This is a genomic window from Pseudarthrobacter sp. KH_020_B (genome assembly GCF_057840185.1).
Map to the genome: position 1 here is coordinate 4,580,609 of NZ_CM174506.1, position 25,586 is coordinate 4,606,194.

Sequence of the window (25,586 nt, forward strand, 5' to 3'; positions counted from 1 at the left end):
TTAGACCTCGGCTTTGCCCTGCCGCCAGTACCCCATGAAGGCAACCTGCTTCCGGTCGATCCCGACGTCGCGCACCAGGTACCGCCGCATGTCCTTGATGACGGCTGCCTCACCGGCGATCCAGGCGTAGAAAGGCATGGCGCCTGCGGGCATGTCCGGGTTCTTGGTGGCACCGATCGCCGCGGTGTCCATCCGCGCAGGGGTCTCCCAGAGGATGTCTACATCCACGTTGACGTCCTCCGGCTCGGGGCCCGCGCCGCCGTCGGACGCCTTGATCGCCACCCAGCCCGGCACCGGAACGGCCAGGCGGACGGCTTCCTGGAGCATCTCCCCGTGGGGGCGGGACCGCCCGATGGCCGCGCCGCGGGCAAGCCAGGTGATCTCGACGCCGGCGGGCGTCTTGAGGTCCAGGAAGTCACCCGCCTCCGGCACCTCAAGGAAAGCGTGGCCGGTCATGTACGCGGGAAGGCTTTCGAGGATGGCGGAGATCGCGGGGATGGCGGTTTCGTCGCCGGCAAGGAGGACGCGCTGGGCCATGCCCGGCCGCCATTCGATGCCGGAGTAGATCTCCGCGGTCACGCAGTGTGCGGCCCGGTTGTTGGGGCCGATGATGGTGATGGCGTCGCCCGGCTTGGCGTTGAGGGCCCAGTTCGCGGCCGGGCCGCCATTGCCTTCGGCGTCAAAGTGCATCACGAAGTCCACATCGATCTCCGGGTACACCGATTCCAGCCGTGACCGGCGCACGGTGTAGGTCCGCATGGAGCCGCGCACGGAGGGGTCCATGGCCAGCCATTCCCGGTACCAGCCGGCCTGCGCCATTTCGAACACCGGCAGGGGCAGCTTTGTGCCGTCCTCGTCCAGGGACGGGATCATGAGTTTGATCCGCAGGTCCATGGTGTCCCCGTGGACGCCGAAGTCACGCAGCGAATACCCGCCGAAGGTGATCCGGCGGAAGTTGGGGCTCAGCTCCTGCACCGAGGAAACGGTCACCTCGAAGGCCAGGGTCATGGGCTCGGTGGCGGCGATGTCGCGGGTCTTCATGAAACGAGCTCCAGTTCGTTGACGGCTTCGTTGACGGTGGCGTGGTGACGGCCGATGGGAATAATCAGGGGGGTGCCCGAGACCGGATCGGGAATCACCCGGGACTCAAGGCCGAAGACCTCGCGGACCAGCTTTTCGGTGACAACAGTTATGGGGTCACCGAGGGCCACGATCTCGCCGCCCTTCATGGCGATGACATGGTCCGCGTAGCGTGCCGCCAGGTTCAGGTCGTGCAGGACGATGGCCACGGTGGTGCCGCGCTTGCGGTTCAGATCCGTGACCAGGTCCAGGACTTCCACCTGGTGCGCCAGGTCCAGGTAAGTTGTGGGTTCATCCAGCAGGAGCACGTCGGTTTCCTGGGCCAGCGCCATGGCGATCCAGACGCGCTGGCGCTGGCCGCCGGAGAGTTCATCGACGTTCCGCTCAGCGAGTTCCAGCGTTTCTGTCGCTTCGAGCGCGCGCTGCACGGCGGCGTCGTCCTCGGTGCTCCAGCTGCGGAAGAAGCCCTGGTGCGGATACCGGCCGCGGCCCACGAGGTCGCGGACAGCGATGCCGTCCGGCGCGGTGGGGTGCTGCGGGAGGAGCCCCAGGGTGCGCGCCAGTTCACGGGCGGGGCGGGCGTGGATGTCCTTGCCGTCGAGCGTGACCACACCGGCGGCCGGTTTGAGGAGGCGGGAGAGGCCGCGGAGGAGCGTGGACTTGCCGCAGGCGTTGGCGCCCACGATCATGGTCACTTTGCCCTCGGGGATTTCCGCCGTGAGGCCGTCCACCACGCAGCGCTGGTCGTATTTGAGGGTGAGGTCCTGGGCGCTGAGAACGGCCATGTCAGGCATCCTTTCGGTTGGCCGTGACCAGAAGCCACAGCAGGAACGGGGCACCGAGCGCGCCGGTGATAACACCGACGGGCAGCACGGTGCCGTCCAGCAGCAAGGGGGCGAGGTTGGCCGCGACGTAGTCGGCGGTGAGGACAATCACCGCACCCACCAGGGCCGACGCCGGGAGGCTGGCTTTGCGGGTGAAGCGCCGCGCGATGGGGCCCGCCAGGAAGGCGACGAACGAGACCGGCCCGGCAGCCGCCGTCGCCACCGCGGCGAGTGCGACGGCGGTGACCACCACAGCGAGGCGGGTGAACCCGACGCGGATGCCCAGCCCGGCCGCGGCGTCGTCGCCGAGTTCCAGGATGCGCAGCGGCCCGGCAAGGGCGATGACGGCGGGGACCAGGACCAGCAGCGCCAGTGAGAGCATGCCCGCCCGGTCCCAGTTGGCGGAGTTGAGGGAGCCGTTGAGCCAGACGAGTGCGTCGGCCGCCGTGCGGATGTCCGCGCGGGTCATCATGAAGTTGACCACAGCATGCAGGGCGGCGGCGATGCCCACACCGGCCAGAATCAGCCGGTTGCCCGCGGCGTTCCCCCGGTTGCCGCCGCCTGAGCCCAGCGACGGTCCGCGGGAGATGGCGTAGATCAGGGCTGCGATGCCCAGCGCGCCACCGAGTGCCGCTCCGGACACGGCTGGACCTGTGGCGCCGAAGATCACGATGGCGGTGACCGCGGCGGCGCTGGCTCCGTAGCTGATGCCGATCACGTCCGGGCTGGCCAGCGGGTTGCGGAGCATGGTCTGGAACAGGCCGCCGGAGAGGCCGAACGCGGCACCGATCATCACGCCGATGACGGCCCGGGGCAGCTTGTTCTCCATAACAATGAAGCTTGCGCCCGGGATTTTCTCGCCGCCGGTCAGGTGTCCGATGAGGATCTTGAAAAAGTCGGGGATAGTCACGGTGTAGCTGCCCAGGAGGACGTACACGGCGAAGATAACCACGACGCCGAGGGCCAGGAAAAAGGTCGGGGTCAGCACGCGAGATGGCAGTTCATGCCAATGTTTGCGGGTGCGATTGCCGTCAAGTGCCATCTCGGCGGGGGTTTCGAGCGTGGTCACAGCCCGGCCCCCTTGCCGCGGCGGATGAGCCAGACGAAGACCGGCGCACCAACAAGTGCGGTCATGATCCCGGCCGGAACCTCGCCGGGGAGCAGCACAACCCGGCCGATGATGTCCGCGCCGAGCAACAGTGCCGGGGCGAGGACCAGCGAGAACGGTAGGATCCAGCGGTAGTCGGGCCCGGTGAGTGACCGGACCGCGTGCGGAATGACCAGGCCAACAAAGCCGATCGGCCCGGCCAATGCGGTCGCGGAACCGCACAGCAGCACGATGCCCAGGGCGGTGACGCCCCGGGTCAGTCCCACCCGCTGGCCGAGGCCCCGGGCGGTGTCGTCACCCAACGCGAGGCTGTTGAGGATGCGGCCGGTGCCAAGAACAATAAGTGCCCCGACGGCCAGGAACGGGAGGCCCGGGAGCACCACTGCCCAGTCGCGGCCGGAGATTCCGCCCACCTGCCAGAAACGGAAGCGGTCCAGGGTGTCCTGGCTGGAAACGAGAATGACGCTCATCAGGGAATAGAGCCCTGCGCTGAGCGCGGCGCCGGCGAGGGCGAGCTTGACCGGCGTCGCACCGTCCCTGCCCATGGACGCGACGAGGTAAACAACGACGGCGGCGGCTCCGGCGCCGAGGAAAGCGAACCAGATATAGCCGCTCAGGGAGGTGACGCCGAAAAGGTAGATGCCGGTGACCACGGCCAGCGCGGCTCCGGCGTTGACGCCCATGATGCCCGGATCGGCCAGCGGATTGCGGGCAACGCCCTGCATGGCGGCGCCGGCCAGGCCCAGGGCACCGCCGACGAGCACGCCCAGGACGGTGCGGGGGATGCGCGCGTGGACCACGGCGTGGTCCCCGTTGGCGGCGTCGAACTGGGTGAGCGCCTGCCACACCGTGGCCAGGGAAAGGCCCCGGGCGCCGATCGCCAAGGAAGCGGCAGCCAACAAAGAAAGTACGACGACGGCGGCCAGCAGCCAGGCGGCCTGCCTGGTTCTGGCGTTCCCGGCGGCGCTAGCCAATCCACCGGCGCTAGCCAATCCACCGGCGCTAGCCAATCGACCGGCGCGAACGGACACTTGAGGCCCTTGTTGCGACCCGGCCGGGGCCCCAAGTGTCCGTTCGCGCTGTTCGGCGGGTGCCGTCGTCGTACTTTCCGTCATGGAACGGTGCTTACTTCACTGCGTCCGCGGCGGTGGCGAGCTGCGGGAGGAACGTGTCCAGCGCCCACGGCAGGCTCAGCGGCGAGGAGGCGGAGATTGCCAGGACAAGGCTCTTGTCCGCGTCGGCAACGAATGCGCCGTTCTTGATGGCCGGAATCTGGCCCAGAAGGGGGTCGCTCTTCACAGCCGCACCGGTCGCGGCATCCTCAACGGAGCTCAGGAAGATATCGGCCTCAAGTTCGTTGGCCTTCTCGGCGGACCATGTCACGAAGAAGTCCTTTGAGCCGGCGGAAGCCTTCTCGGCGACCGGGGCCAGTTTCATCCCGATGGCTGACAGGAACTTCGGACGGTTGTCATTGGCAGTGTAAAAGCCCGTAGCCGTGAGGTCGGCGGGATCGGTGTAACCGTAGATGTAGCTCTTGCCGGCGATCTGCGGGTACTTGGCAGCTTCAGCCTTGACGGTGGCCTCGGTATCGGCGATGAGCTTGGTTGCCTCGGCGTTCTTGCCCAAGGCCTTGCCGATGATGGAGGTTGCATCCTGCCATGAGGTTCCGTAAGCAACCTCGGGGTGGGCCACCACGGGTGCGATCTCGGTGAGCTTCTTGTAGTCCTCCTCGGTCAGGCCGGAGTAGGCGGCCAGGATGACGTCAGGGGTGAGTTTGGCGATTTCCGTGAAGTTGATGCCGTCAGCCTCGGAGAACTGGACCGGGGCCTTGTCGGAACCGAAGCCCGCGCCGAGTTCTTTCAGCGCCGCGTCCTTCCAGGGAGTGGAGCCCTGCTCGTTGCCGCCCCATTCGTTCTTGGGGACGCCCACCGGAACAACGCCGAGGGCAAGGGCAACGTCGTCGTTGACCCAGGAAACGGTGACTACGCGCTTGGGCTGTTCCTTGACGGTGGTTTCACCGAAGGCGTGCTTGATGGTGACCGGGAACTGCGAGCTGCTGGAGCTGGAGGTGCTGGCGTCCGATGTGGAGGACGCGGGGCCGGTCGAGCAGGCGGACAGCGTGAGTGCCGCGGCGGCCAGAACGACCGTTGCCTTGCCGGCTGACTTGAACAGCGTGCGGCGGGTGGCGCTCGGGCCGGAGAAGAGGGGGGAAGTCACGGAACTCCTTAGGTGAATGATGCGAACCTAAGTAAGGGTAGCCTAGCCTGCTCACAATTAGAAAAGCTTTGTATTGCGTAATTGCCCATGTGACGCAACATATAGCCGCAGGTCATTGCCGGCAGGGGGTGAACGGTGGTTCACTTTTAAGGGGTAAACGCGCGTTCACCATGACGCCCCTTCCCGGTCCACACCTGAAAGCTTGCTGATGCCGCGTTCCAACACCCTCGCCACCAAACGCAACCCGTCCCCGTCCGCCATCACCGCCGTCCTGGCCCTTAGCGGCACGGTGGTGGCCCTCATGCAAACGCTGGTTGTGCCGCTCCTTCCGGATTTCCCCCGGATCCTGGGCGTCACTGCCGACGACGCCTCCTGGCTGGTGACCGCCACCCTGCTCGCCAGCGCCGTGGCAACGCCCATCGTGTCCCGCAGCGCGGACATGTACGGCAAACGCAAGATGATGGTGGTTTGCCTGGCGATCATGGTGGCCGGTTCGGTCATTGCCGCGGTTGGCGGATCCTTCCTGTGGCTGGTCATCGGCAGGACGCTCCAGGGCTTCGCGTCGGCCCTGATTCCGGTGGGCATCAGCATCATGCGCGATGAGCTGCCCAGGGAGAAGATGGGCTCCGCGGTTGCCTTGATGAGCGCCACCCTGGGAATCGGCAGCGCGTTGGGCCTGCCCTTGGCCGGAGTGCTGTACGAGAGCCTGGGGTGGGCGTCGATCTTCTGGGTTTCCGCTGCCGCCGGCGCACTGCTGCTTGTTGCCGTGGCCCTGGTGGTCCCCGAGTCCAAGGTCCGGACACCCGGGCGCTTCGACTACGCGGGAGCGCTGGTGCTCTCCGCAGCCCTGGCGGCCCTGCTGCTGGCGATCTCCAAGGGCGGCGCCTGGGGCTGGGGATCCGAGCCGGTGCTGTTGCTGTTCCTCACCGCGGCCATCCTGCTGGCGGTCTGGGTCCCGTATGAACTGAAAGTCCGCCAGCCGATGGTTGACCTGCGGACCTCTGCCCGCCGCCCCGTGCTGATGACCAATCTGGCCTCGTTGCTGATCGGCTTCGCCATGTTCGCCAACATGCTCCTCACCACCCAGCAGCTCCAGATGCCCGCCGTCACCGGTTACGGCTTCGAACTGAATGTGATCACCGCGGGGCTGTGCATGGTCCCCTCCGGGCTGGCCATGGTGGTGTTCGCGCCGCTGTCCGGACGCATCATCCGGATCTTCGGCGGCAAGACTGCGCTCATGGCCGGGGCCCTGGTGCTGGTTGCGGGCTACGTGGGCCGGGTCTTCTTCTACGATTCCATCGCCTGGGTGATTATCGGATCAACTGTGGTGGGCGTGGGCACGGCCATCGCGTACGCGGCCATGCCCACGCTGATCATGGGTGCCGTGCCTATTACGGAAACGGCGTCCGCGAACGGCCTGAACAGCCTGGTCCGAGCCATCGGCACCTCAACCTCGAGTGCGGCAATCGCCGCCGTCTTCACCTCGGTCACGCTGACGGTTGGTGACACCCGGCTCCCTTCATTCGACGCGTTCAAGGACATTTTCTGGCTGGCTGCCCTGGCCTCGGGGGCATCGATGCTGGCCGCAGTCTTCATCCCCCGAGCCGCCGGGGTCCGCCGCCCACCGGTTTCCGCGGCCGGCGCTGCCGAACTGGTGGTGCAGGGGCGCGTCCTGGCACCCGACCACCGCCCCCTCACCCCCGCCGTCGTCACCGTCCTCCAGACCGACGGCGAGCCGGTGGACTGGAGCCGGGTGGACACGGAAGGAAACTACTCCGTCGCGCTGCCGGGCGCCGGGAAGTACCTGATGGTGGCCAATACTGCCGGCTGGGCGCCCATGGCCGAGGTCTTTGATTTCGACGGCCGCACCCTGCACCAGAACTTCCTGCTTCGGGACCGGCTGGAAGTGGGCGGAACGGTCACCGCCGGCAACGAGCCGCTGGCAGGCGCAGTGCTGTCGCTCCTGGAAGCCAGTGGCGGGCACGTGGCCACCACCCGGACGGATGACGACGGCGGGTACGCCTTCCCCCTGCCCGTCGCCGGCCGCTATGTCGTGAGTATGCTTCATCCGGTGACACACCAGGCGATGGCGCAGAAGCTCGCGATCGACAACCGCTCCACGACGCTGGACTTCGCCGTACCGGCTGTGGCGGAAATCTCCGGAGAGCGGGTGGGAGCGTGAGCAGCCCCAGCCACGACGCGATCCTCAGCTCCGCCGGCCGCCTTTTCGGGGAACGCGGCTACCGCGCCGTCACGGTGCGGGACATCGCCGCAGAGGCCGGCGTTTCCGCCGCGCTGGTCATGAAACTGTTCCTCTCCAAGGAAAAGCTCTACGCCGCCGTCCGGCCCGACGAGTCGCAGCTCGCCGAACTGGAGGTCCCGACGTCGGAACTCGGCAGGGCCCTCGTGTTCCGGGTGCTGATGCGCCGGGAACGCGGGGCGCAGGAGCCGTGGGCCATCATCCCGTTCGCCGTGTTGGACTCCCCCGACCCCGAGGCCGCGCGGACCGAGATCCGCGAACGCTACGTCGCCTCCCTGGCCCAGCTGATCGGGGACACAACGCCGGACCGCCGGTTCGCGTCCACCGTGGTGGCCCTGATGACCGGCTTCGGCGAGACCGTCCGCACCCTGGGCCTTTTCGACGGCTGGGACTTTGACGAACTGGTGGCGCACTACGGAGCAATCGTCCAGGCCCAGATCGACGCCTGCACCGCTGCCAACTGAACGCTCTCTCACTAAACGCAGGTTTTCCATCAACGCTCTCTCACTTTCTTGAGGCAAGTGAGAGAGCCTTGGTGAAAAAGGCCCCAAAGGTGAGAGAGCGTCCGGGTCAGCGGTCAGCGGTCAGCGGAGCACGATGTCCACGGGGTTCGCCTCGGACCGCCACTGACCTTCCGCGCCGGGCCGGGGCCGGATCACCGGGGCGGTGAGCACGCCGGAGCGGTTGGTCCGCTTGTCCCGCAGGATCTCCGTCACGGAGCCCAGGTGCCGGGACAGGTCAATCACGTTCTCCGGAGCGGCCAGCAGCAGCTGGAATCCGAACTCGTGCAGCGCCTTAATCCCGGCGCCGGCAAACTCCTCCGAGGCGAGCACAAACGCCTCATCCATCATCACGGTGCCGTACGTGGTGAACCCCTGCTCGGCGATGCCCAGCTGGTAGCTGAGCGCCGCGGCCATGATGAACGCCGTGAAGCGCTGCCGCTCGCCGCCGGACATGGAGCCGGTGTCGGCGTGCATGTAAACGTCGGTCCGTTTGCCGGTTTCCCGGTGCTCCTTGCACTGGATGAACAGGTGCCCGCGGACGTCCAGCACTTCGGCGCGCCAGCGCCGGTCCTCCGGCGTGGGCGAGCCGAGCCGCTTAACGAGCGTTTCGAGTGTCTTGTACCGGGCGGTGAGCTCGGCGTCGTCGTCCCCGCTGGCGTCCGCAGCACCGCGGGCGGGCCGCGTGTGCCGGGCTTTCAGCGCGTTCTGGATGGCGTCCTTGAACTGCTTGGCCGTGGCCGGCAGGGTCTGCTTGATGTCCAGTTCCAGGAAGCTGCCCTCGTGGAAGTTGACCTCGGACAGGATGCCGTTGAGCGGCAGGATGCGGCTGGTGATGGAGCGCCGTTCCTCATCCAGCAGGTGCAGAAGCGTACTGAACGATTCGTGCGTGCGCTGGTTGAAGAACTGCCGGAACTCGGACTCCTGGGCAGGCAGGCCGTCGCTGATGATGGCGTGGTAGCGGCCCTCGAACTCCCCCGCCGCACCGATGGACGTGCCGTGGTCCGCGGAGATCGCGGACCCCCACTCGCGCACAAAACCCTCAAAGATCCGGGTCAGCCGCTCGGAGGTTGCCTGCCCGCGCGTCTCGGCGGCGTGCAGCTCCCCGAGCAGCACCGTCCGGACGCGGTTGGCCAGGTTGTCCAGCTCATGCATCTCGCTGACGTCACCGAAGTCGGTGAAGTACGGTTCCAGCGCGGTGACGGTGGCGTCCGACGGCGGCGCCTGCTCCAGGCGGGTCCGCGCGGCTTCCAGCAGCGAATCGGCAGCGCTCAGCTGCCGGTCCAGTGCCTTGTATTCGCTTTGCAGGACTGCTGCGGCTTCGGTGCTGGCCTGGTGTTTCTGCCGCGCCGTTTCGATGTTGGCCCGCAGTGGTTCCAGGTCGGCCTGGGCCTCGAGGGCATCCTTGAGCCGTTGTTCAATCCGGGTGAGTTCATCGGCAGCGACGGCGGCCGAAACCTGTTCCCAGGGCCGGTGGTCCTCCGCGATTCGACGGAGGGCATCGAGCTGCCGGCTCATGCCCTGGTGCGACTCTTCACGGCTCTGCGCCAGCTCGGCGGCCTTGGCGAGTTCCTGCTGCAGGTCCTCCACCTGGGCGGCCACGAGCTCCAGCTTGGCGGCGTTGTCGAACCCGAGTACGTAGTCCTGGCGGCTGGTGAACCGGTCGTCCTTCTCCACCGTGTGCCGGTTGCGTTTGACCACACCGCCCAGGCTCAGGCCCTTGTCCAGGGCGGCCAGCTCGTTGGGGTCCTCGACGCACGGGTAGGCGAAATCGAGGGCGATCCGCTCCCGGATCCATTCCCCGGCGTCCGCCACAGCGCCGCTGGCGAGGATGTCCAGCTTGGTGAGCAGGTCGCCGTCGTGCGCGTCCTCCACGGCGAGGGCGCCGCCCGCGAGCGGCTTGGACACGTCCACTGCGCGCAAGGCGCCGCGTACCTTGTTGTCGTTCAGGTAGCGGGTCACCGCGGCGAAATGCTCGCCGGGGACCAGCAACGTGGTGGCGAGGTTCCGGAGGGCGCGCTCCGCGGCCGGCCGCCACTGTTCCTCCCCCTCGGCGAGGTCCATCAGCTCGCCGCCGAACGGCATCCGGTCTTCAGGAACGCCGGTAGCCGCGGCGATTGCCGCACGGTTTTCAATGCTCGACGGCGGCAGCAGGGACTTGCGCGTCTTCAGGGACAGCAGCTCCTGCTGGGCTGCGGCCAGCTCACGCTTTTTGGTGGCGTGGCCGTCGAAGGCTTCGAAGCGGAGCTCCTGCAGGGCCTGCGAGTCATCCTTGAGCTCGGCCGACCTGGCGGCAGCCTGCTCGTGGGCCTGTTCCCAGCCCTCAGCGGTCCACTCCAGCTGCAGGCCGGCGTCGGAGAGGGCCTTGCGGGCCGCTTCCTCCACCTGCTCGCGGAGCCGCAGACCCACCTTGGCGTTGTCCAGCGACTGCTCGATCGCGGAGATCGCATTGCCGCCCTGGTTGTTATAGTCGGTCTCGAGCTGGCGCAGTTCCTTGGCCAGCCCGTCCCTGACGGACCGCTCGGCGCCGAGCTCCTTGGCCTTCGCCTGGGCCAGTTCCTTGAACCGGGCCAGCGTTTTCTGGTGCACAGTGACGGCGAGCTGCTGCTTGTAGGCCTCGAACTCCTCGCCCGACAGCTCACGGAGCCGGTTCGCGTCCAGGAGTGACTGCGCGTATTCCTTGTTCAGGCCGGGCACGGGGGCCAGCTGGTCCCGCTGCTGCCGCACATCCTCCAGCCGCTGCCGGATGGACATCAGGTTGCTGAATTCCTCCACAACGTCGTCCGCTGCGGCGAGGGTGGCGGGGGCGTCCAGGACCTGGTCGCGGAAGAAGGTATTGACGCTGCCGCCGAGGCCCTTGCCGGCCTGGATCACCCGCAGCAGGGGCAGGGCCTGGTCCGAACTGATGCCCAGGAGCCTGCGGAAACGCTCCGCGAAGGCCTTGTGGACGTCGAAGATCTGGGCGTCCGGGAAGATCGTCTCCAGCGCGGCCTTGGTGAAGCGCTTTTCCGCGATGTCCTCGATGGCTGGCAGGTCCAGGGGCTTGCTGTCGATCAGGTAGAAACGCCCGACGCTGGACTCCGTGCCGTTTTTGGGTAGGTCGAACAGAGCGGACACCGTGATGCGGGTGCCCGCGGCGTTATCGAACGTCAGCGCGACGGCGGACCACGTGGCACCGGGGCGCTGGAACGCACTGGCCGAGCCTTCGCCCACCGCTTTGTCGCCCACCTTGCCGCGCATGTACGTGAAAGTGGTCCTCTTGTCCTCCACAGCACCGCCGGCACGCTGGGCGGCGGCCTCGTTTGAGCGCGGCCGGGCATCAAACACGCGCAGCATGGCATCAAACAGCGTGGACTTGCCCACGCCCGAGTTGCCCGTCAGCAGGGTTCCGTTGCGATCCACGTGCATAGTGTGCGCCCCGTGGAACGTGCCCCAGTTGACCACCTGCACCAAGGCAAGGCGCATCTGGCCCGGGTTCGTGAGCTCTCCCATCGGCAGCATGGTTGCGATGCTCACTTGGCTTCCTCTGTGTCGTCGTCGGTTTCGGTGGGTTCAGCTACGGGGTCCGCGGCGAGCTCTATCAGGGGTTCTGTGCCTGTGGGGTCTGTGGTGGCTGCTACCAGGGCCTCGATTTGGGCTGGGATGTCGCCGATGTTTTCGAAGGGGAGGGCCAACGGGAGGGCGTTGGAGATGGTGTAGACATCGTCCAGGCCCGTGGTGAGGAGCAGTTGGCGGGCAAGGAGCTTGGTGATGGCGCGGGTGACCACGTCGGAATCCCGCAGTGCGTCCTGCTGTCCGGCGGGCTGGTAGTGGGCCACGAGGTCAGCGATTTCCTCGCGTGTGATGGTGGCATCGGTCTGGGCCGTGACGTGGCGGTCCAGCAGCATCCGCAGGCGGAGCAGCACGATGGTCTCCACGCGGCTCAGGGCACGCTGTTGGCGCAGGATGCTCGATCGGCCGCTGCCGCCGATGGCCTCCGGATCCACCGGACGCAGGACGGCGATCTTGCGCTCGTGGTCCAGCTGCAGGGTCAGGAACAGCTCGGACAGGCGGCTGCGCAGGATGGTCTGGTTGTCCAGCAGGGTGGTCCACAGCTTCTCGTCCCGGCCGCCGTCGACATACGGGCCCTTCAACAGCTTCACCAGCGCCTGGCGCACCTTCATCGAGAGAACGCCGGTGTCGCCGGGAAACAACGCCGCGCCGTCCACAAACGTGTCGCGGGGCGAATGTCCGGCGCCCCTGGTGATTGAGCTTGTCGAAATCTCCTGGGTTTCGCTCCCCACCTGCCCCCTAACGTCGCTAGCTCGGCCAGGGAACCCGGCAGGCGTGGCCCCAGGCTCAACCATCGGAGCTTCGGACTCAACCGCCGTCGTAATTTCTTCAGTCATCGTCAATCCTTCTTGAGGGTGACCACCGGCAGGTACGCCGTGCGGGTGGTGCCGTCGATCTGTTCGTAGTCCAGGCCGTCCCAGCCGTCGCGGTCAAAGGCCGCGCCGTCCTGGAGGGCGTGCGAGAGGAGTGCGCGGATGGAGTTGATGTGCTGTTCCTCCGGCGGGAGCTGTCCCCAGGCCTCGGCCAGGGTGGACGCGCCGGCGACGGCGGCCCGGATGGCCTCGGGGCGTGCCTTGCCTGTTCTCGGCGAGCGCACACGGTCGGAGTCGCTGAAGGCGATGGGGTCGGCCAGCTTGGGCGGGACGGCGAACTCGTCCGGGTCGTAGAGCTTGACCATGGCCAGCGATTCGAACCCGGCGTTGAACAGCACCGGACCGCGGACCAGGCCCGGCCGTTCACGTTCGTAGGGCAGGGCCCTGATGGCCTGCTCGGCCTCGCGCAGCACCTTCCGGAGGCGGACGGACTGGCGGAAGTCGTCGCTCTGGACGTACGTGTTCAGGCTTTCACTGAGTTTGCCGTAGATCCGCTGGATCTGGCTGTGCTGGTGGCGGAGCTCGGCCACTAGGTTCTTGAGCGTCTCGCGGTCCTCCGGCGAAAGGTCGTCCGCGAACTGCCGGCTGAGGACCTCGCCGATGGCCGACCGGAACCGGAGCTGCTGCTGCGGGTCTTCCAGGAACGCGGTGAAGGAGCGGAACGTCCTGCCCTCCGGGCTCTGCCGCAGCCGTTTGTCCGCGTCGAGCACCTGCGCCATGGTGGCGCCTTTGCTCAGCGACTCCTCGATGATCTGGTTGCGCAGCTCGCCCACGAGTTCCTCGATGCGGTCGCGCATCTTTTTGTAGTCGGCGGGCAGGCTGGCGGCGAGGTCAAGGATGTTCCCGGCGGCTTCCACGGCTTCGTCGTCGTCCAGCAGGCCGTCAAAGTCGCCGGAGCTGATGTCCTGGATCAGCTGCCGCCGTTCCCCGATCTCGTCCTCAAGGGATTCGAGCCGGGCACTCTGGTCCGGATTGGTCTCATTGGCCAGCTTCTCCACGTCACCCAGCAGGGTGCCCAGCCGGGAACCGTTCAGTGTGGACCGCTCGCTGGAGAGGCTGTCCAGGAAGGCGAGCACGCGGGCGGCCGCCTCGGTGACCTCGTAAACGATCTGCCCCGACTGGTTGCGGCGGGTCAGGAAATGCTTGCGCGTCCACTCGTCCGCGTAGTTCCTGCCGGACGACGTGCCGATGGCGGCGCCACCCAGACCGGGTTCCTGGCGCCGGAGCTGCTCAAGGAAGGAGTCGACGTCGGCGTGGAACTCCTCGAGCGGAAGCTGCGGACGGGTGCGGGTGAAGGATGCCTGCAGCACCGCGATCACCCAGGGCGCCGAGCGCGTCAGGGCCCAGGCGGGTCCCTTCGTGAGGAGTTCGAGGTCCCGGAGCCGGGCACTGATCGCGTCAGCGGATGACCTGGCGGAGCGGGGCACGCACTCTCCTTCTGCTGCTGGGGGATGGTTGGGCGGCGCGGATCGCGAAAATCTGCCAACTACAAGGTTAACGCAGGCCCCGTTACCGATTAATCGTTGTACGTTTCTGGCCGCGGGAGCACACTGTTTAGATCATCTGAGAGGAGTTTGTCATGCGTGAAAAAGCGGTGCTGATCACGGGGCTGGCGGCTGCGGCTGTCATTCTGGGTGGCGCGACAGTGGCGGTCGCCGCGAGCACCCGGACCAGCGGAGATCAGCCCTTGAGCAAGATCGGGGTCAACGTCGACCGGTCAGTGCCGGTGTCCACCGTCCCGGGACCCGAGCGGGACGACGATTCCAATCTGGCACCACTGGACACTGCGGACCGTGACCAGGCCGCGAACGCAGCGCTGGCAAGGGTGGGCCAGGGCAGTGTCATCGAGGTGGAACGGGAAAATGACGGGAACGTCGCGTACGAAGTTGAAGTCCGGCTCGACAACGGTTCCCAGGTTGAAGTGGGGCTCGGCGCCGACTTCGCGGTCCTGAACCAGGCCGCCCCGGAGTTCGACGACGATTAAAGGCAAACGCGGACAGTGACTTCCGCGACCGCTCCGTGACCTACGTCCCGGTAGCATCTCAATCCCATATCGACCCGCTCCCGAGGTGCGCCGGGTCTGGCTGAGTCCTGCGGCAACCCCCTACGCTCATGCTACTGATCTCAACCGAAGCAACGGCGCAGCAGGGGGAACAATGCAGTTCGACTTAAGTGCAGTGGAAACGGCCACCATGGTGTTCATCGGAACCCTGGTGTTTGCCTTGGTCTTGGTGGCCTTCGTCCTGACAGCTGGCTTCATGGCCCTGGTGATGGTTGGGGTAGGTAAGCTCGCCTGGTTCCTCGTCTCCACGACGCTGCTGACGGTGGTCCACGGGATCAACAGCGGCTGGGACAAGCTGGTCCACCACGCCTCCACCGGATCCCCTGCGGAGTTCCAGGGCCAGCCATCCCCTAGCACTGGAAGCTACCCGCGGGTAATGTTGAGAGACAGCTGAAGGGTTCTCCAACCCGGCGGATCCATGGCTTGAACCGGCCATCCCGGGCAGAGGAGATACCCCATGAGCTCCGCCACTGACAGTCCCGCCACGAACCCACCTGCCACCGACGCCCCCGACGCGGGAGTCCCCGTCGCCGCGGGCAATATCGGGCCCGAAGCTACCGCAGCGGACGCCCGGGCACTCGCTGAAGCCTCCCGCGAGCTCGACTGGGACCGGCCCAGCTTCGCCAAGGGACTCTACCTGGGCAATTTCGACCTCGGCCTCATCCACCCCTGGCCGAAGGCAAAGGCCGATGACGTGGAACGCGGCGAAGCATTTATGCAGCGCCTCACCGAGTTCGCGCGCACCATGTCCGGCCGCGTGATCGAACGCGAGGCCAGGATCCCGGACGAGTACCTCCAGGGCCTGGCAGACCTTGGCGTGTTTGGCATGAAGATCCCGCAGGAGTACGGCGGACTCGGCTTGTCCCTGGTCTACTACGGCCGGGCCCTGGGGTTGCTCGGCAGCGTCCACCCCAGCATTGGCGCCCTGATCTCCGCGCACCAGTCAATCGGCGTCCCCGAGCCGGTGAAGGTCTTTGGTACGCCGGAACAGAAACGCGAGTACTTGCCGCGCTGCGCCGCCGGCGCCATCACCGCTTTCCTCCTGACGGAGCCGGACGTGGGCAGCGATCCCGCCCGGATGGGCAGCACCGCTGTTCCCACGGACGACGGCGGGAGTTACGTTCTGGACGGCGTGAAACTTTGGACCACCAACGGTGTGATCGCCGAGCTGGTGGTGGTGATGGCCGTGGTGCCGGCCCGCACCGATGCGGACGGCACCGAGCATAAGGGCGGCATCAGCGCCTTTGTGGTGGAAATGGACTCCCCCGGCATCACCGTGGAGAACCGCAACACCTTTATGGGACTGCGCGGCATCGAAAACGGCGTCACCCGATTCCACCAGGTGCGGGTGCCGGCGGCGAACAGGCTGGGACGTGAGGGCCAGGGCCTGAAGATCGCGCTCACCACGCTCAACACGGGCCGACTCGCCCTGCCCGCGTTGTGCGTGGCGTCCGGCCGCTGGAGCCTGAAGATCGCCCGGGAATGGTCCAACGCCCGCTCTCAGTGGGGCCAACCGGTGGGCAAACACGAGGCTGTAGGCAAGAAGATCGCCTTCATCGCCGCGTCCGCCTTTGCCCTGGATGCCGTGTTCGAATTGTCCGCCGAACTGGCTGATGCCGGGCAAAAGGACGTGCGGATCGAGGCGGCCCTGGCCAAGCTGTGGTCAACAGAGATCAGTTGCCGGATCGCCGACGAGCTGGTCCAGATCCGCGGCGGCCGTGGCTTCGAGACGGCGGAGTCCCTGGAAGCCCGGGGCGAACGCGCGGTTCCGGCCGAGCAGCAGCTGCGCGACCTCCGGATCAACCGGATCTTTGAGGGCTCCTCGGAGATCATGAAACTCCTCATTGCCCGCGAAGCCGTGGACGCGCACCTGGCCGCCGCCGGCGACCTTGCATCCGTGGACGCGAGCCTCCAGGACAAGGCGAGGGCCGCCGTCGGGGCTTCAGGTTTTTATGCCCGCTGGCTGCCCAAACTGGTGGCCGGCGCCGGAATGGATCCCCGGTCCTACAGTGACTTCGGCAGGCTGGCCAAGCAGCTGCGCTTTGTGGAACGGTCCTCGCGCCGGCTGGCCCGCCAGACGTTCTACGGCATGGGCCGCTGGCAGGCGAAGCTGGAGTACAAGCAGGCCTTCCTGGGCCGGGTGGTGGACATCGGCGCCGAGCTGTTCGCCATGGCCGCCTGCTGTTCCCGTGCCGAGATGATCCTTCGCACCACGCCGGAACGTGCCGCCAGCGCCTACGAACTGGCAGAGGCATTTTGCGAGCAGGCCCGCGTCCGGATTGACGAGTATTTTGACGAGCTGTGGCGCAACACGGACGACGGCGACCACGTCCTTTCGCGCAAGGTCCTGGCCGGGGACTACACGTGGCTTGAGGCGGGCGTCCTGGATCCGTCGGAGGGCACCGGCCCGTGGATCGCCGATGCCACGCCGGGGGCGTCCAGCAAGGAGAACCTGCACCGGAGGTACCGCTAGCAACTGCTAAGCACCCTTGTTATCGCTGGTCAGCAGTGGTGGAGTTGACCCATGAGCAACCAAACGGACCCAGAGGACTACCCGACCGACGCTCCGGTGCTGGATCCACGCCTGACGGATCCGCGCCTGACCGACCAGCAGACGGCCGTAGCCAGGGAGAAGGAACAGTTCGGCGGCATCAAGGTGGGCTCGGCCTTTTTCGGCTGGCTCGCTGCCACCGGCATGGCCGTCCTGCTCACAGCCTTTGTGGCCGCCGCGGGAACCGCCGTGGGGCTGGCAAATAACACCGACGTGAACGACGCCGTCAACCAGGTGACGACGAACGGCACCGTCGGCTTGATAGGCATTATTGTCCTGCTGGTGGTCCTGTTCATCTCCTACTACTCCGGCGGCTATGTTGCCGGCCGGATGGCACGGTTCAACGGCGCCCGGCAGGGTCTTATGGTGTGGATCTGGGCGGTGATTGCTGCGGTCGTGATTGCCCTGCTCGGCATCATGGCCGGCCAGCAGTTCAACGTCCTGGCCAACCTGAACAGCTTCCCCCGGATCCCCATCTACGAAGGCGAACTCACGCTCACCAGCATCATTGCCGCCGTCGTGGTGGCCCTCGTCGCGCTGGGGGGCGCCGTGCTCGGTGGCCTGGCGGGCATGCGTTTTCACCGCAAGGTGGACCGGGCCGGCTTCGTCCCGGACGAAACGTACAGCGGGAGCTAAGCGAGCATCACGGCGTCGACGTAGTACCAGTGGCGGTTCTCCCGGACAAAGCGGCTGGTTTCGTGGTGGACTCCGCATTCGCCGTCGAGCCGGAAATGGGCCTTGAACTCCACGGTGCCCTCAGAATCCAGCGGGCCGCCGCGGCTCGTGGACAGGATGTCCAAGCGGCGCCACTCCATGGCAGGGTCCAGTTCCAGGTCCGACGGCGCGGTGTCCGGATACCAGGTTTTCCGGAGGTATTCGGCGTTCAGCAGGACAAACGCACTGTAGCGGGAGCGCATCAGCTGCTCCGCCGTGGCGGCTTCGGCAGCACCAATGTGGAAGCGCCCGCAGCAGTCCGCGTATGGCTCGCCGGAGAGGCAAACGCAGTTGCCGGCGTGGATCGGGTTCTCGGTCATGGTGCTCCTGTCGCGGTTGTCCGAACAACGGTCCGGCGGCCTCGTGGCCCCCTTTCCGACTATAGGCTCAGGAGCCGTTGTAATATCCGGTAACAGCTTCGAAACAACCTCGGACGAACCCCGCCCGGAGCCCGCAGGGCCGAAAAATAGTCCGTAAGGTGGTGGAGGGCTGTTGCCCGTGGTGATGGGTGCCGGGACGGGCTGCGCCGCCGGCAGAGAGGAGAGATGACGTGGGAGATTCAACGACGATCGCTCTCAACCTGACTTTTTTCGGCACGCTCGGCCTGGCGTTCCTGATGTTCCTGGGCCTGTTCCTGCTGGTGGTCCTCACCCTGTTGCTCGCCGGCGTCGGGCGGCTGTTTGTGCTGACCGTAATGGCCCTCTTTGGGCGCCTCCCGAAAAACGAAACCCTCCCCTTGGTCAGGCTGACCGGGGCGCCCGGGCCGCCGTCGGACGCGCCCGTTGCAACGCACGACGACGGCGCTGCCGCCTCCACTGCCGGCAAGATTGCGCCGCGCGACTGGCGCAAGGCTCTTCGAGACCGCCGCAACCTCCTGAAACCTTCCGAGCTCCGGCCCCGCTTCCACAATGCGGTGGAGCATCACCCACTGCTCACCGCGGCCCGCAAGGAACCGCCCGTGCTGGCCGAGGACTGGGCTGCCGCAGTGGCCGAGGCGGATGCCCGGGCCATGGCGCGGGCCCGGGCTGCCGCCCCCGAAATCAAGATCTCGGTGCGCGATCTTCCCGGCCCCTCCGTTCCCGCAGCGAAGGTGGAAGCGGTGGCTCCGTTGGTGGAGTCGGCGCTGCATCAGGACAACCCTGGGCGCGACAACCCCAACCGGGAGAACACCGCCATTGGGGCTGCCCGCTCCTTCACGAAGCCGCCCGCCCCCGCGCCGCTGTCCCTGCTGGACACCGGCTCGCTGGTGTCACTGTCCGGCCACGCGACGGTCCTCAAAGCCAAGCTGCCTGCCGACCGGAGCTGAGGACCGCGCGGCTCCCGGGCCGTCACAAATCGTCATCGCCCTGGTCCGCGTTACCCCGTGCTACGAAAAGCGAAGGACTGTGGCATGTTCCTGCGGCCTGGCCCCGAATTTGGGTAGCGTCGTGACGATCCACAGCAATCCGCGTGGGTAACGATCGTGAGGAGCCGGGGATGAGCCTCAGCGAACTTCGTGTGTTCGGGCGGTCCGGCACGCCCATCAGCCCGCTCACACTGGGCACCATGAACTTTGGCGAAGGGCCGGGCGGCGCATCCGGCGGCGCCCAGGCAGGCGGCGCCCCCACCGGTGCCGATGAAAGCATCCGCATCATCCAGACCGCTCTTGATGCCGGCATCACCGCGGTGGACACGGCGGATGTTTACTCCCAGGGTGAGTCCGAACAGGTGGTGGGCCGCGCGCTCCGGGGCCGCCGCGACGACGTTTTCCTGGCCACCAAGTTCCACGGTCAGATGAGCGCCAACCCCGCCCACTCCGGGAACTCCCGGCGCTGGATCATGCAGGCGGTGGAGGGCAGCCTCCGCCGGCTGCAGACGGACCGGATCGACCTGTACCAAGCGCACCGGCCGGACTACAACACCGACGTGCTCGAAACCATCACCGCCCTGAACGACCTCATCCGGCAGGGAAAGATCCTCTACTACGGCACGTCGGTGTTCACCCCGGCGCAGCTCGTGGAGGCCCAGTGGCTGGCCACCACCAACCACCTGATCCCGCCCGTAGCCAACCAGGTCCCGTATTCGATGCTGGTCCGCGGCAACGAACGCGACGTCCTTCCCGTTGCGCAGCAGTACGGCCTGGGCGTGCTCGCCTACGGTCCGCTGGCCGGGGGCTGGTTGTCCGGCGAGTTTGTCCTCGATGCGGGGAAACCGCCAACCCGGGTCCATTCGCTCCCGGGACGCTACGACATTTCCGGGCCTTCCAGCGAACGGAAGCTGCTTGCTGCGGACGCGCTGGCCAGGCTGGCCGACAAGCTGGAGATTTCGCTCGTGGAATTGTCCATCGGGTTTGCGCTGAACCACCCTGCCGTCAGCACTGTGATCATCGGTCCGCGCACCGAAGACCATCTCAAGGCGTATCTCAAGGCAGCGGACACCCTCCTGGGCGAGTCCGTGCTGGACGCGATCGACGAACTGGTGCCGCCCGGGACCAACTTCGTGGAGCGCGACGCCGGGGCAATAGTCCCGTCCCTGGAGTACGCGGAACTCCGCCGCCGCTGATCGCGGTGGCCGCCGCACCGCCGTCGTGCGTTGCGGAAAGCCCTTTCCCTGAGCAACTATCTCGGCTAGCGTGGAAACCATGGAATTCAGATACCTCGGAAACAGCGGCCTCAAAGTCTCGGAAATCACGTTCGGCAACTGGCTCACGCACGGCTCTCAGGTGGAGAACGACGTCGCCACCCAGTGCGTACGGGCAGCGCTCGACGCCGGCATCAGCACCTTTGACACGGCGGATGTCTACGCCAACACCGCCGCGGAAACAGTCCTCGGCGAGGCGCTGAAGGGCGAGCGCCGCGAGTCCCTGGAGATCTTCACCAAGGTCTACGGCCCCACCGGCCCCAAGGGTAAAAACGATGTTGGCCTGTCCCGCAAGCACATCATGGACTCGATCAACGGCTCGCTCCGCCGGCTCCAGACTGACTATGTGGACCTCTACCAGGCACACCGCTATGACTTCGAGACGCCGCTGGAAGAAACCATGCAGGCGTTCGCGGACATCGTCCGGCAGGGCAAGGCGCTGTACATCGGCGTCAGCGAGTGGACGGCGGATCAGCTCCGCGCGGGCCACGCCCTGTCCAAAGACCTGGGTTTCCAGCTGATCTCGAACCAGCCTCAGTACTCCATGCTGTGGCGGGTCATTGAAGCCGACGTTGTGCCGGCGTCCGAGGAGCTGGGCGTGTCCCAGATTGTCTGGTCCCCCATGGCGCAGGGCGTGCTGAGCGGCAAGTACCTGCCCGGCCAGCCTGCCCCCGCGGGCAGCCGCGCCACGGATGACAAGGGTGGCGCCAAGATGATCGAGCACTGGATGCGGGACGACGTCCTCACCGGTGTCCAGGACCTCAAGCCGGTCGCCGCGGAAGCCGGGCTGTCCATGCCCCAACTCGCGGTTGCCTGGGTGCTGCAGAACCCGAACGTTGCCTCCGCCATCGTGGGTGCGTCGCGCCCTGAGCAGCTCGCAGACACCGTGGCGGCCGCGGGTGTGATGCTGGAGCCGCAGACCATGAAGAAGATCGACGACGCCATCGGCGCACTCGCGGAACGCGATCCGGCGCAGACCAAGTCCCCCGCCACCCGCGAAGCGTAGGCTGCCGGGGTGGTGCTGCGATATGCTCAGCAGCCCTCGAAGTCCGTGAGTACCTTGACCTTGTCCGCCGAAGCAGAGCTCGGATCAAATGTGTAGCCGATCCATTCGCCGGCCAGCCTGCTGGCCAGTTCCACGCCCACAACCCGCTGCCCCATGGTGAGGACCTGGCAGTCGTTGGACAGGACGGACCGCTCCACCGAGAAGGAATCGTGGGCCGTGGTGGCGCGGATTCCGTCCACCTTGTTGGCGGCGATGGCGACGCCGATTCCCGTGCCGCAGAACAGAATGGCACGGTCGGCATGCCCGTCGCGGATCAGCTCTCCCGCCGCGATGCCAACGTACGGGTAGGGCCTGACGAAGTCCTCCGGTGCGTCGCTCCGATTGACCCCGATGTCGATGATTTCACTGATTCTCGGGTCGGCCTGCAGATCGGCCAGGATGCGATTTTTGTAGTCGACGCCTGCCTCATCGGCGCCGAGGACCAGGCGCAGTCCCGGCGTTGCTGGAGTGGGGGTTGCTGGATCCGTGGTCATGAAAGCGCCCTTGCGGTCTGGCTGGATGTGATGGGTGATTGGCTGGAGCCGGGCTGGCCGGAACCTGCAAGGAACGGCCCCATCACAGTGAAAATCATCGCCAGGGACGTGGCACCGGGATCCGGTGTGCCCAGGCTCTTCTCGGCCAGCGGACGGGCACGACCCTTCAAGGGGCGAAGCAATGCTGTGGCCTCGGCCGCGGCAGTTGCTTCACGCGCGGCGTCAACCCAGGCCTGGCGCGGGTCTGCGCCTCTTGCTGCCAGCCGGGTGAAGGTTTCGGTGAACGGCAGCAGCGCATCCACCATGGTCTTGTCGCCCAGTCCGGCTTTACCCAATTCAGTGATCCTGGCAGCAAAAGCGCTCATGCCGGCCGCCAGTCCGGCGGAGTCAGGAGTCCGCTGGTTCCCCAGCGATTCGCCCAGCGCCCGCAGCCCCGCGCCCCACAGAACCCCGGAAGTACCGCCGGCCTTATCCGCCCAGGCGTCACCGGCAGCGATCAGGACCGAGCCCGCCCCGGCACCTCGGGTACCGGCAGCGGCGCCTGCTGTGGCGGCGGCGTCGATCCCGCGGACCATTCCTCGGCCGTGGTCGCCGTCGCCGGCGACGGCATCGAGGTCACCAAGCCGCGACTCGGCCGCATGTAGTGATTGGCGGGCGGCTTCGAGCGCCGCAACGCACTGGACGGCGTAGGCGCGGGAGTCGCCGTCGGCCTCGAATGGCACGTCGGCGGTCCCGGCGTCGGACGTTTCCTGGCCGGAGGCGTCCCCTGACTGGACGGCGGCAGTTCCCCGGCGGTAGGCAGGGGTTTCCGCAGGCGCCGTCCAGAGCGGTTCCAGCTCCTCGTCCAGCCAGGTGATGGTGAGGGAGACGCCGGACATGTCGAGGCTGGTGACGAGCTCCCCCACCTCGGGCATCACCAGGGTGTAGCCGGCGTCGCGGAGGAGCGCGGCCACTGTCAGCCAGAGGACAAAGAGCTCCTCGTGCTTGGTGGACCCCAGCCCGTTGAGGATCACTGCAAGCCGGTCGCCGGCGCCGGGCGGGGTTTCGGCCAGCAGCCGGGACACAAATTCCTGGCCGAGTTCCTTGGCGGACGGCAAATCGGTGTCGAACAGGCCGGGCTCGCCGTGGATTCCCAGGCCGAGCCCCATCTGCTTGTCCTGGAGCGTAAACAGCGGGGCGTCCGCGCCGGGGAACGTACAGCCGTGGAAAGCGCTGCCGATGGTCCGCGTCAGGCTGTTGGCCTTCCGGCCCAGGCGGACGACGTCGGCCAGGTCAGCGCCCGCTTCAGCGGCAGCACCCATGATCTTGAAGACCGTGAAGTCACCGGCGATGCCGCGGCGTTTGTCGGATTCCGACGGCGGCGCACTGGCGATGTCGTCCGTGACCAGGACGTTCTCAACCTGGATCCCTTCGGCGGTGAGGCGTTCGCTGGCCATGCCGAAGTTCATCACGTCCCCGGCGTAGTTGCCGTAGGTGAAGACAAAGCCGGCGCCCGAATCAGCGGACTTGGCCACGGCGTAGGCCTGCTGCGCCGAAGGCGACGTGAAGATGTTGCCCACCACGGCGCCGTCGACCAGTCCGGTGCCGATCAGCCCGGCGAACGCCGGGTAGTGTCCGGACCCGCCGCCGGCGAGGACCGCCACTTTGGGCTTGGCGGGGCGGTGGCGCCGCACGGCGCCGCCGGAGACCTGACGCACCAGCCCGGAGTGGATGTCGCAGAATCCAGCAAGGGCCTCTTCTGCGAATTCGGAGGGATTGTTGAAAATCTTGGTCATGGTGGGCTCTCTGACGTGGAGTTAGTCTTTGGGGCGGGCTGCTAGTGGATGTGGCTTCCGCCGTTGATGTCGATAGTGGTTCCGGTGAGGTACGCGGATTCCTCGGAGGACAGGAACGTGATGACGGCCGCGATCTCTTCGGTGGTGGCGTTGCGGCCCAGGGGAATGCCGGCGTTGATGGCAGCTTCCTGCTCGTCGGTGCTGCCCACGCGGATGTTGGTGTCCACGGCGCCGGGAGTGATGGCGTTCACGGTGACACCGGTGGCGCCGATTTCCCGGGCCAGCGCCTTAGTGAGGCCCAGGATCGCGGCCTTGGCCGCGGAGTAGGGGACCTTGCCGAACACGCCGCCGCCGCGCTGCGCAGACACCGAGGACATGTTGACGATCCGGCCCCAGCCGTTGGCGATCATGTCCGGCAGGAACGCCTTGCTGACCAAGTAGGTGCCGGTGGCGTTGACGTCCATAACCTTGTGCCAGAGGTCCAGTGTGGTCTCCAGGAAGGGGACCGGGGAGGTGATGCCGGCGATGTTGGCGAGGGCTCCGACCGGGGGCAGGATGCCGGCGGTGATATCTGCCTTGACCGCCGCATAGGCGGAGCTGACGGAGCCTTCGTTGGCGACGTCGATCTCGTGGCCGAAGGCCGGCACGTTGAATTCATTGCCGATTTCGGCGGCGACCTTGGCGGACTTCTCGCCGTCGAGGTCCAGGATCACCACGGCCCAGCCCTGGCTGGCGTAGCGGCGGGCGGTGGTGATGCCGATCCCGCGGTCCGAGGTGGCCCCGGTGAGGACGGCGGTGCGCTGGATGGTGGTGGTCATGATGCTCCTTGGGTGGTGTGTTGTGTCTGTTGATGGAATCGATTGCTCCAAGAGCGCCGTTTTGACGGTCCAAAACGGCCGTTACGGAGCAATCGATGGTCAGATGAGGTCGGTGATGTAGCTGGCCGCCTTGGCGGCGGCAGCGGGACGTTCGTCGTGGGTGACGTCGCGGGTTTCGAGCTCGAGGGAGAAATGGCCGGTGTAGCCGCCGGCCGCCAGCTCGCGCAGCCCGGCGGCGAAGTCCGCTTGGCCGTTGCCGATGCTGAGGTTGATGTTGCCCGGCACCGCATCACGGAGATGGACGTGGGAAATCCGGCCCTGGTGGCGTTCGAGGTACTCAAGCGGACGTTCGCTGGCCGCGACGATATGGCTGAAGTCCATGACAATTCCGACGCCGGTACCCGCCAGCCGCCGGGCAAGCAGTTCCGCGCGTTCAAGATTCCAGCAGAACCGCAGGAAGTGCAGGGATTCGGTCCAGAGTTCGACGCCGAACTCCGCTGCACGCTGCCCGGCGTGGATGAGTTGGGCCGCAATTTCGTCCAGGTCCTCGTCAAGGCTCCGGACCGGTTCGTGGCTCAGCGCTCCGCAGGGGAGGACCAGCGCTTTCGCGCCGGTGTTGGCCGTGAGGGTGAGCAACGCCTCCAGGTGCCGTTCGCGGGCAGTCTGCGCTCCGCCGTCGAGCACTGCGTTGAGGTCGCCGATATCTCCGTTGACGGAACGGACCCGCAGCCCGGAGGCGGCAACTTCCGCGGTCACAGCGGTGACGGCAGCCTCGTCGAGGTTGTACGGGACGTGGTCGCACACTCCCGGGAGGGCGCCGAGGTCGATCTCTTGGAAGCCCAGGCCGTTGATGGTGCGCAGGGCGGCCGGCAGGTCCTGATGCCTGAAACTGATGGACGAGCAGCCGAGTCGGGAGTTGAACATCGTCGTTGATCCTCTGAACGAGTGGTGGTGATGTGAATCACTGTAGGTTAATTCATTGTCAACAGTCAACCTCCAACATTGACTGTTGACAATGAAGCATGATCCGGGTCACACTGGCATATCATTTGTTAACAGTCGACAGCGGCGGCGCGGAAGCGTTCCCCGCTCTTC

22 protein-coding genes are annotated in these 25,586 nt (G+C 66.7%); 9 read left to right on the forward strand and 13 right to left on the reverse strand.

Going from position 1 to position 25,586, the window contains the following annotated elements; all coding sequences use genetic code 11:
* The 5 genes from AC3IT0_RS21475 to AC3IT0_RS21495 are packed head-to-tail and all read right to left on the reverse strand — an operon-like array spanning position 1 to position 5,229.
* The gene (locus AC3IT0_RS21475) at positions 1–1,041 is read right to left on the reverse strand and encodes a siderophore-interacting protein (protein WP_489321650.1); all 1,041 of its coding nucleotides are present in this window, start codon (positions 1,039–1,041) and stop codon (positions 1–3) included.
* Positions 1,038–1,865, reverse strand: coding sequence for an ABC transporter ATP-binding protein (locus AC3IT0_RS21480; RefSeq protein WP_489321651.1), 828 nt, complete (start codon positions 1,863–1,865; stop codon positions 1,038–1,040). The genes AC3IT0_RS21475 and AC3IT0_RS21480 overlap by 4 nt, the downstream gene beginning before the upstream one ends.
* 1 nt (position 1,866) lies before the next feature.
* Positions 1,867–2,946, reverse strand: a complete 1,080-nt coding sequence (locus AC3IT0_RS21485) for a FecCD family ABC transporter permease (protein ID WP_489323867.1) — start codon at positions 2,944–2,946, stop codon at positions 1,867–1,869.
* A gap of 23 nt (positions 2,947–2,969) precedes the next feature.
* The gene (locus tag AC3IT0_RS21490; protein ID WP_489321652.1) at positions 2,970–4,127 is read right to left on the reverse strand and encodes a FecCD family ABC transporter permease; all 1,158 of its coding nucleotides are present in this window, start codon (positions 4,125–4,127) and stop codon (positions 2,970–2,972) included.
* Between the two features lie 10 nt (positions 4,128–4,137).
* Positions 4,138–5,229: an iron-siderophore ABC transporter substrate-binding protein gene (locus AC3IT0_RS21495; RefSeq protein ID WP_489321653.1), complete on the reverse strand. Its 1,092-nt coding sequence runs from the start codon at positions 5,227–5,229 to the stop codon at positions 4,138–4,140.
* A 208-nt stretch (positions 5,230–5,437) separates the two neighbouring features.
* On the opposite strand from AC3IT0_RS21495, the gene AC3IT0_RS21500 reads away from it, so the two are divergent.
* Together AC3IT0_RS21500 and AC3IT0_RS21505 are read left to right on the forward strand one after the other, a co-directional pair.
* Positions 5,438–7,411, forward strand: a complete 1,974-nt coding sequence (locus AC3IT0_RS21500) for an MFS transporter (protein WP_489321654.1) — start codon at positions 5,438–5,440, stop codon at positions 7,409–7,411.
* The gene (locus AC3IT0_RS21505) at positions 7,408–7,953 is read left to right on the forward strand and encodes a TetR/AcrR family transcriptional regulator (RefSeq protein ID WP_489321655.1); all 546 of its coding nucleotides are present in this window, start codon (positions 7,408–7,410) and stop codon (positions 7,951–7,953) included. The genes AC3IT0_RS21500 and AC3IT0_RS21505 overlap by 4 nt, the downstream gene beginning before the upstream one ends.
* A 120-nt stretch (positions 7,954–8,073) precedes the next feature.
* Here AC3IT0_RS21505 and AC3IT0_RS21510 read toward each other — a convergent pair whose 3' ends face one another.
* Genes AC3IT0_RS21510 through AC3IT0_RS21520 form a run of 3 tightly spaced genes read right to left on the reverse strand, consistent with a single transcriptional unit; the run spans position 8,074 to position 13,840 of the window.
* Complete coding sequence (locus AC3IT0_RS21510; RefSeq protein WP_489321656.1) at positions 8,074–11,505, reverse strand: ATP-binding protein; 3,432 nt, start codon at positions 11,503–11,505, stop codon at positions 8,074–8,076.
* Positions 11,502–12,377 (reverse strand): DUF4194 domain-containing protein, encoded by an 876-nt coding sequence (locus AC3IT0_RS21515; RefSeq protein ID WP_489321657.1) that lies wholly within the window; start codon positions 12,375–12,377, stop codon positions 11,502–11,504. Before AC3IT0_RS21515 ends, AC3IT0_RS21510 begins: the two co-directional genes overlap by 4 nt.
* 2 nt (positions 12,378–12,379) lie before the next feature.
* Positions 12,380–13,840 (reverse strand): DUF3375 family protein, encoded by a 1,461-nt coding sequence (locus AC3IT0_RS21520; RefSeq protein WP_489321658.1) that lies wholly within the window; start codon positions 13,838–13,840, stop codon positions 12,380–12,382.
* Positions 13,841–13,992: 152 nt separating this feature from the next.
* Here AC3IT0_RS21520 and AC3IT0_RS21525 point away from each other — a divergent pair, with 152 nt between their 5' ends.
* The 4 genes from AC3IT0_RS21525 to AC3IT0_RS21540 all read left to right on the forward strand — a co-directional run bounded on the left by AC3IT0_RS21525 (position 13,993) and on the right by AC3IT0_RS21540 (position 17,662).
* Positions 13,993–14,397: a PepSY domain-containing protein gene (locus AC3IT0_RS21525; protein WP_489321659.1), complete on the forward strand. Its 405-nt coding sequence runs from the start codon at positions 13,993–13,995 to the stop codon at positions 14,395–14,397.
* A 172-nt stretch (positions 14,398–14,569) separates the two neighbouring features.
* Complete coding sequence (locus AC3IT0_RS21530) at positions 14,570–14,869, forward strand: hypothetical protein (RefSeq protein ID WP_489321660.1); 300 nt, start codon at positions 14,570–14,572, stop codon at positions 14,867–14,869.
* A gap of 63 nt (positions 14,870–14,932) precedes the next feature.
* Positions 14,933–16,948 carry an acyl-CoA dehydrogenase family protein gene (locus tag AC3IT0_RS21535; protein ID WP_489321661.1) on the forward strand — a complete coding sequence of 672 codons (2,016 nt, stop codon included), beginning with the start codon at positions 14,933–14,935 and terminating at the stop codon, positions 16,946–16,948.
* Between the two features lie 51 nt (positions 16,949–16,999).
* The gene (locus AC3IT0_RS21540; RefSeq protein ID WP_489321662.1) at positions 17,000–17,662 is read left to right on the forward strand and encodes a hypothetical protein; all 663 of its coding nucleotides are present in this window, start codon (positions 17,000–17,002) and stop codon (positions 17,660–17,662) included.
* On the opposite strand, the gene AC3IT0_RS21545 is transcribed toward AC3IT0_RS21540, so the two are convergent.
* Complete coding sequence (locus tag AC3IT0_RS21545; protein ID WP_489321663.1) at positions 17,659–18,060, reverse strand: YchJ family protein; 402 nt, start codon at positions 18,058–18,060, stop codon at positions 17,659–17,661. The genes AC3IT0_RS21540 and AC3IT0_RS21545 overlap by 4 nt on opposite strands.
* Positions 18,061–18,290: 230 nt before the next feature.
* Here AC3IT0_RS21545 and AC3IT0_RS21550 point away from each other — a divergent pair, with 230 nt between their 5' ends.
* The 3 genes from AC3IT0_RS21550 to AC3IT0_RS21560 all read left to right on the forward strand — a co-directional run bounded on the left by AC3IT0_RS21550 (position 18,291) and on the right by AC3IT0_RS21560 (position 21,365).
* Positions 18,291–19,046 carry a hypothetical protein gene (locus AC3IT0_RS21550; protein WP_489321664.1) on the forward strand — a complete coding sequence of 252 codons (756 nt, stop codon included), beginning with the start codon at positions 18,291–18,293 and terminating at the stop codon, positions 19,044–19,046.
* 170 nt (positions 19,047–19,216) lie between these two features.
* Complete coding sequence (locus AC3IT0_RS21555) at positions 19,217–20,281, forward strand: aldo/keto reductase (protein ID WP_489321665.1); 1,065 nt, start codon at positions 19,217–19,219, stop codon at positions 20,279–20,281.
* Positions 20,282–20,360: 79 nt separating this feature from the next.
* Positions 20,361–21,365, forward strand: coding sequence for an aldo/keto reductase family protein (locus AC3IT0_RS21560; protein ID WP_489321666.1), 1,005 nt, complete (start codon positions 20,361–20,363; stop codon positions 21,363–21,365).
* Between the two features lie 26 nt (positions 21,366–21,391).
* Here AC3IT0_RS21560 and AC3IT0_RS21565 read toward each other — a convergent pair whose 3' ends face one another.
* The 4 genes from AC3IT0_RS21565 to AC3IT0_RS21580 form a co-directional block, all read right to left on the reverse strand.
* The gene (locus AC3IT0_RS21565; protein ID WP_489321667.1) at positions 21,392–21,898 is read right to left on the reverse strand and encodes an RpiB/LacA/LacB family sugar-phosphate isomerase; all 507 of its coding nucleotides are present in this window, start codon (positions 21,896–21,898) and stop codon (positions 21,392–21,394) included.
* Positions 21,895–23,673: a dihydroxyacetone kinase family protein gene (locus AC3IT0_RS21570; protein ID WP_489321668.1), complete on the reverse strand. Its 1,779-nt coding sequence runs from the start codon at positions 23,671–23,673 to the stop codon at positions 21,895–21,897. The genes AC3IT0_RS21565 and AC3IT0_RS21570 overlap by 4 nt, the downstream gene beginning before the upstream one ends.
* A gap of 41 nt (positions 23,674–23,714) precedes the next feature.
* Complete coding sequence (locus AC3IT0_RS21575) at positions 23,715–24,491, reverse strand: SDR family NAD(P)-dependent oxidoreductase (RefSeq protein WP_489321669.1); 777 nt, start codon at positions 24,489–24,491, stop codon at positions 23,715–23,717.
* Between the two features lie 99 nt (positions 24,492–24,590).
* The gene (locus AC3IT0_RS21580; protein WP_489321670.1) at positions 24,591–25,415 is read right to left on the reverse strand and encodes a sugar phosphate isomerase/epimerase family protein; all 825 of its coding nucleotides are present in this window, start codon (positions 25,413–25,415) and stop codon (positions 24,591–24,593) included.
* Positions 25,416–25,586 lie beyond the last annotated feature (171 nt).

Bases quoted from the DNA above. Each gene is read 5' to 3' on its own strand.
- AC3IT0_RS21485 (WP_489323867.1), bottom strand. From the start codon at position 2,946: ATGGCACTTGACGGCAATCGCACCCGCAAACATTGGCATGAACTGCCA.
- AC3IT0_RS21535 (WP_489321661.1), top strand. From the start codon at position 14,933: ATGAGCTCCGCCACTGACAGTCCCGCCACGAACCCACCTGCCACCGAC.
- AC3IT0_RS21555 (WP_489321665.1), top strand. From the start codon at position 19,217: ATGAGCCTCAGCGAACTTCGTGTGTTCGGGCGGTCCGGCACGCCCATC.
- AC3IT0_RS21480 (WP_489321651.1), bottom strand. From the start codon at position 1,865: ATGGCCGTTCTCAGCGCCCAGGACCTCACCCTCAAATACGACCAGCGC.
- AC3IT0_RS21490 (WP_489321652.1), bottom strand. From the start codon at position 4,127: ATGACGGAAAGTACGACGACGGCACCCGCCGAACAGCGCGAACGGACA.
- AC3IT0_RS21560 (WP_489321666.1), top strand. From the start codon at position 20,361: ATGGAATTCAGATACCTCGGAAACAGCGGCCTCAAAGTCTCGGAAATC.
- AC3IT0_RS21500 (WP_489321654.1), top strand. From the start codon at position 5,438: ATGCCGCGTTCCAACACCCTCGCCACCAAACGCAACCCGTCCCCGTCC.
- AC3IT0_RS21575 (WP_489321669.1), bottom strand. From the start codon at position 24,491: ATGACCACCACCATCCAGCGCACCGCCGTCCTCACCGGGGCCACCTCG.
- AC3IT0_RS21525 (WP_489321659.1), top strand. From the start codon at position 13,993: ATGCGTGAAAAAGCGGTGCTGATCACGGGGCTGGCGGCTGCGGCTGTC.
- AC3IT0_RS21475 (WP_489321650.1), bottom strand. From the start codon at position 1,041: ATGAAGACCCGCGACATCGCCGCCACCGAGCCCATGACCCTGGCCTTC.
- AC3IT0_RS21565 (WP_489321667.1), bottom strand. From the start codon at position 21,898: ATGACCACGGATCCAGCAACCCCCACTCCAGCAACGCCGGGACTGCGC.
- AC3IT0_RS21530 (WP_489321660.1), top strand. From the start codon at position 14,570: ATGCAGTTCGACTTAAGTGCAGTGGAAACGGCCACCATGGTGTTCATC.
- AC3IT0_RS21580 (WP_489321670.1), bottom strand. From the start codon at position 25,415: ATGTTCAACTCCCGACTCGGCTGCTCGTCCATCAGTTTCAGGCATCAG.
- AC3IT0_RS21545 (WP_489321663.1), bottom strand. From the start codon at position 18,060: ATGACCGAGAACCCGATCCACGCCGGCAACTGCGTTTGCCTCTCCGGC.
- AC3IT0_RS21570 (WP_489321668.1), bottom strand. From the start codon at position 23,673: ATGACCAAGATTTTCAACAATCCCTCCGAATTCGCAGAAGAGGCCCTT.
- AC3IT0_RS21515 (WP_489321657.1), bottom strand. From the start codon at position 12,377: ATGACTGAAGAAATTACGACGGCGGTTGAGTCCGAAGCTCCGATGGTT.
- AC3IT0_RS21540 (WP_489321662.1), top strand. From the start codon at position 17,000: ATGAGCAACCAAACGGACCCAGAGGACTACCCGACCGACGCTCCGGTG.